The 5,216-nt window shown below is 59.5% G+C and carries 6 protein-coding genes; 3 read left to right on the top strand and 3 right to left on the bottom strand.

The annotated features are described in order from the left end of the window. The first annotated feature begins 324 nt into the window (after window positions 1–324). From VGL70_07610 to VGL70_07600, 3 genes are read left to right on the top strand one after another with little or no spacing between them, the layout of a single operon-like run. Entirely contained in the window at window positions 325–1,149 is an 825-nt protein-coding gene (locus tag VGL70_07610) for an ABC transporter ATP-binding protein (GenBank protein ID HEY3303385.1), read from the top strand. A gap of 10 nt (window positions 1,150–1,159) precedes the next feature. Continuing rightward, window positions 1,160–2,014 (top strand): ABC transporter permease, encoded by an 855-nt coding sequence (locus VGL70_07605; GenBank protein ID HEY3303384.1) that lies wholly within the window; start codon window positions 1,160–1,162, stop codon window positions 2,012–2,014. A 16-nt stretch (window positions 2,015–2,030) separates the two neighbouring features. Next, the gene (locus VGL70_07600) at window positions 2,031–3,077 is read left to right on the top strand and encodes an ABC transporter substrate-binding protein (protein HEY3303383.1); all 1,047 of its coding nucleotides are present in this window, start codon (window positions 2,031–2,033) and stop codon (window positions 3,075–3,077) included. Between the two features lie 62 nt (window positions 3,078–3,139). Here VGL70_07600 and VGL70_07595 read toward each other — a convergent pair whose 3' ends face one another. From VGL70_07595 to VGL70_07585, 3 genes are all read right to left on the bottom strand, one after another. Beyond that, window positions 3,140–3,577: a rhodanese-like domain-containing protein gene (locus VGL70_07595; GenBank protein ID HEY3303382.1), complete on the bottom strand. Its 438-nt coding sequence runs from the start codon at window positions 3,575–3,577 to the stop codon at window positions 3,140–3,142. A 187-nt stretch (window positions 3,578–3,764) separates the two neighbouring features. After that, entirely contained in the window at window positions 3,765–4,535 is a 771-nt protein-coding gene (locus VGL70_07590; GenBank protein ID HEY3303381.1) for an enoyl-ACP reductase, read from the bottom strand. 127 nt (window positions 4,536–4,662) lie between these two features. Then, a partial coding sequence (locus VGL70_07585) for a cob(I)yrinic acid a,c-diamide adenosyltransferase (GenBank protein HEY3303380.1) occupies window positions 4,663–5,216 on the bottom strand: 554 nt, incomplete at its 5' end.

The raw sequence follows: 5,216 nt of genomic DNA, 5'->3' as shown, positions 1-5,216 counted from the left end.
CCCTGATCGACTTTCGTCCGCGCCTGATCGAAGCGCTCCTTCACGTTGCGGAGATTGAAGACGACGAAGTCCGCCGTCGATTCGCCGGTGACGCGAATGATCCGGCCTTTTTTCACGACGAAGGTCTTGCCGCTGTTTTTTGCAATGACGGTTTCGCTCATCGCCACGTTCAACTCCTATCCTGTTCGATAGCTTTTCATATGTCATCCGATTGCGTCGATCAAGCGTAACGCCGCGACTCTGGAACGGGATTTTGAATACCCAATGAAAAATCCGAAGTGTATTGACACGCCCGGTTCGATGATGGAGAATCGCCCCGGTTTCATGGAATCCGTCGATCACAGCGGCGATGCGAGCGCGACCGGCGCCAATCACCTCGTCATCCAAGTCGAGAACGTCACCAAAGCTTTCCAGACTCCCACCCGCGGCGCGATGGTGGCGCTGGAGAACATCAGCTTGAACATCCCCTACGGAGAATTTATCACGATCGTGGGGCCGAGCGGCTGCGGCAAATCGACCTTGCTCAAATTGATCGCGGGCCTGACGCCGATATCCGGCGGCCGGATTCTCTACCAGGGATCCGAGGTGCAAGGTCTGAATACCAAGGTCGGCTACGTGCCGCAGGAGAGCAAGCTTTTTCCCTGGCTCACTCTCGAAGAAAACGTCGCCTTCGGTCTCGACTCCAAGCGTTACTCGCGCCAGCAGCGGGAAGAACAACTGCAGCAGTTCATCGACCTCGCCGGCCTGACCGGATTCGAGAAATATTATCCCGCGCAGCTCTCCGGCGGCATGAGCAAGCGGGCGTCGATCATCCGCGCGCTCGCCTACGAGCCGCCGGTGATTTTGATGGACGAGCCGTTCGGCCCGCTCGACGCACAGACGCGCATGGTCTTGCAGGACGAGCTGCTCAAGATCTGGGAGCAGAAGCGTCAGACTATCGTGTTCGTCACTCACGATCTCGTCGAAGCCGTAGCCCTCGCCGACCGCGTCGTGGTGATGACGCACAGGCCCGCCCGCATCAAAGACGTCATCCAGGTGCCCATGGGCCGCCCAAGAAATATTTTTGAAATCCACCGCCAGGAGGGCTTCGACGAGGCCTACGGCCGGCTGTGGAACATCTTCCGCCACGAGCTCAACATCAAGCATTAGGATCGCCGCGATGGCGCACGAGACTAGCCAAGAAGAAACGCAATCAGCCGGCGCGGTGGTCGTGACGCAGGCGGGCGGCTTTTTTTGGAAGCGCGGCGTCTGGGTGACGCTTCTCCGCTTTGGCATCATCGCCGGATTTCTGCTCTTGTGGGAGATCGCCTCGATAAAATGGATCGAGCCGTTTCTCATCAGCAGCCCGAGCCGGATCTTGATGTCGATGATCGCCGGTTTCCGCTCCGGCGATTTGATCCAACACACTTGGGTCACGTTTCAGGAAATCGCGATCGGCTTTCCCGCCGGTGTCGTCCTCGGCATCGCGCTCGGCTACGCCTTCGGCCGCAGCCAGTTCCTGGCCGAAATTTTCGAGCCGATCATCATCGCGCTCAACGGCATTCCGCGGACGGCGCTGGCGCCACTCTTCATCGTCTGGCTCGGCATCGGCATCTGGTCCAAAGTCGGCGTGGTCTTTCTGCTCACTTTTTTTCTCAACTTCTTCAACACCTATGCCGGCATGAGGCAGTTGGACCAGGAATATGTGGACCTGGCCCGGCTCATGGGCGCCAGGCGTTGGAAGCTTACTTTCCGAGTCATTCTGCCGGCGATCTCGCCGTACGTCTTTACCGGTATCAGGACCAGCATCCCTTTTTCCGTCATCGGCGCGATCGTCGGCGAGTTCGTTGCCGCGACCGAAGGCGTCGGCTTTTTCATCCGGCAAGCCGCCGGGCTTTTCCGCACCGCCGACGTATTTGTCGGCATCATCGTTCTCATGTTAATGGTCATCGCTATAGACAAGGTCGCCGAGCTGATCGAACGGAGAGCGCTACGATGGCAATCCCACAGCGAACACGTAACGATTCAAGGCTAGGAAGAGGAGGGCCGCAATGAAAAACCGTAGGTTTGCGACTGCACTGGCTGCGGCGCTGGCATTTTTGCTCGCGAGCGCCTCTCAGACCCGCGCGCAGAAGGAAATGCCGGAAGCCAGCCTCATGACGGCCGTGCCGAACTTCGCCTTCGGCGCGATCTGGGTCGCCGAACAGCTCAAATATTTCGAAGCGGAAGGAGTGCGCGTCAAGATTACGCCGTCTCCCAGCGGCTCGGTCTGCTTGAACGCTGTCGTCGGCCGCTCGTCCAATTTCTGCGCCTCGACCTCCGAAGGGCTGGTTCTAGCCCGAGTCGAAGGGGCGCCCGCGATGGCGATCCAAGCGCACAATCGCTCCATGACTCTGAGCGTGGTGCTTCGCAAAGCGATCGTGGACAAGCTCGGCCTCACGCGCGAAAGCCCGATCGAGGCGCGCCTCAAGGCATTGACGCAGTTGGGCACGCTCGGCGCGACGGGCGCGGGGGCGGCGTCGGAACAGATCATCCGATTTTTAGTGGCAAAAGCCGGCGGCGACCCTAAAAAGCTCAAATTCGTTTACATCGGAGCGCCCGAGCTTCCGGCCGCGCTGATGAACAACGTGATCGACGCTTACGCGCTCTCCCCTCCATCGGCGGAAATCACCGAGCCGAGCGGCAAGGGCTACGTCCTGATTCCGCTGGGCAAAGGGGAGGTGCCGGAACTCACGGATTATCCTTATGAGGTCTTGATGGTGCGTCCGGACTACGTCGAGGCCAACCCCAAGGTCGCCACGGCCGTCGCGCGCGCCATCTCCCGCGGCGGCGCGCTTTTCCGCACCAAACCCGAGGAGGCGAAATCGGCGCTGCGCAGTCACCGCTTGTTCACACCGGAGAAACTCGACAATGCGGTTTTCGAATTGTCTTACTCGACGGTCGCCAACGCCATGCCGGCGTGGGGCGATATGAATCCCAAGGGATGGCAGAAGGTCATCAACTTCGCGAGCGGCGCGGGAATCATCAAAGACCCTGCGAAGACGCCGTCGGCGGAGGAAGGCGTTCTGTGGACGAATAAATATGTCGGGAAACCGTAACGTAGGGGCAGGCCTCCGTGCCTGCCCGTCTTGGGCGACCACGGAGGGTCGCCCCTACAAAATTATTTGACCTTCGCCGCCAGCGACTCGTAGCTCACGCCTTCGCCGTTGTCCTGGCTGACGGGAAAACCGAGGCTCGCCCAGCCCGGCGCGACGATCTGGCCCGATTGATCGCGCATGCCGCCGAAGCCGCCCTGAACGCTGGAGACATCCTGATAGCCGGCCTCTTCAAGCAGCCGCGCGGCCGCGTCTGCGCGCGGCCCTGCCTGACAACCGACGAGAATTTTCTTATCTTTGGGAAAAGTTCCCGCGACGACCTTCACGAAATCCTCGTTGAGCATCATCCCGCCCGGATTAGGAAACGCGACGGGAATGTTTACGGCCTTGGCCGGATGTCCTGCGGTAAATTCCCGCGCCGTGCGCACGTCGATGTAGACGCGCTCCGGCTCTTTTTCCAGCAGGTCGTGCGCCTCTTGTACCGAAATTCGTTTGATCGCCATAAAAAACTCCTTTGGCTCTCACTATCAAACGAGGACGCGAGCGCTTAACTCCCTCTCCCCCCGGCGTCGGCCTGGCAGTATCTTGAAGGGCCGATGCACCGGACGAGGAGATTCACGCGTAATATTCCGTCAAGCGTGAGACGGAAGTATTGCATCGGCCCGGAAAGATACTCCGGGTCGACGCTCTTTACATCCCCACTATACTATATCCCGCGTCGACGTGAATGACTTCCCCGGTCACGGCGCTCGCCATGTCGCTCACGAGATAGAGCGCCGTGCGCGCGACCTCTTCGGCATCCACGTTTCGTTTAAGCGGCGCGCGCTCGGCGGCGTAATGAAGCATGTCCTTGAAACCGGCGATGCCCGCAGCCGCGAGCGTTTTGATCGGACCCGCCGAAATCGCGTTGACGCGGATATTTTTCGGCCCGAGATCGTAAGCCAGATATCTTACGCTCGCTTCGAGCGCCGCTTTCGCCACCCCCATGACGTTGTAATTCGGAATGACTCTCTCCGATCCCAGGTACGTCAACGTCACAATCGAGCCGTTGCGCCCTTCCATCAACGGCGCCGCCTCGCGCGTCAAGGCGACGAGCGAATAGGCGCTCACGTCCAGCGCCAACTGAAACCCCTGCCGGCTCGTTTGCGCATACGGGTTGGATAGATCCTCTTTATTCGCGAAGGCGATGGCGTGGATCAGAATATCGAGACTTCCCCATTCCTTCTTCAATGTTCCGAAGACGCTCTGGATCTCGCCATCCTTGGTCACGTCGCAGGGAAGGATGATCTTGGCGCCGATGCCTTCCGCCAGCGGCCGCACGCGCTTCTCTAGAATCTCTCCGGCGTAGGTGAAGGCCAGCTCGGCGCCCTCGGCATGAAGCGACTCCGAGATCGCCCAGGCGATGCTGCGATCATTTGCCACCCCGAAAATCACAGCTTTTTTCCCTTCCAAGATTCTCATTACACCCCCACGGAATTCAGAATTCAGGAGTCAGAATCCAGAAGTCAGAAGCGTCCAGCACTCATGTAGTTCCGAATCCGACCCTTCTGGATTCTGAATTCTGGCTTCTGGATTCTCTTTTGCCCTTTTACTTTTTCCTTTTTACTTTCTCTTCGAGCCCTCTTTGCCACAGCGCCTCTTCCTCGCCGCTGTGTTTCGCGATCCAGCGCGCGAGGACGAAGAACAGATCGCTCAAGCGATTAACGTACTTGATCGGCCATTCGCCGAGTTCCTCCGTGCGCGAGAGGCGGAGAAGGTCGCGCTCGGCCCTGCGGCAGACCGTCCGGCACTGGTGGAGAAACGCGCCGACTTTGCCGCCGCCGGGAAGAATGAAAGACTTGAGCGGCGCGAGATCCTTCTGGCAGCGATCGACGGTTTCTTCGAGCCGCTTCACCTCCGCCGCGCCGACCCGGTACATCCCTTCGTATGCGGCGTCTTCCGGCGTCGCCAATTCGCTCCCGAGATCGAACAGCTCGTCCTGAATCTTCGCGAGAACTTCGTCGAGGTAGCGATGCGCTTCGTCTTCGCCCAATTTGTCCGCGTTGAACGCGCGCACAAGGCCGACGATCGAATTCAGCTCGTCGATCGTGCCGTAAGACTCGATGCGCGGAGAATCTTTGGCGACGCGCTTGCCGCCGACCA

This window comes from Candidatus Binatia bacterium (assembly GCA_036504975.1).
Lineage (GTDB): Bacteria > Desulfobacterota > Binatia > UBA9968 > UBA9968 > JAJPJQ01.
Note: the sequence above shows the minus strand (reverse complement) of the source record. Positions and strands in the feature narration are given on the sequence as shown.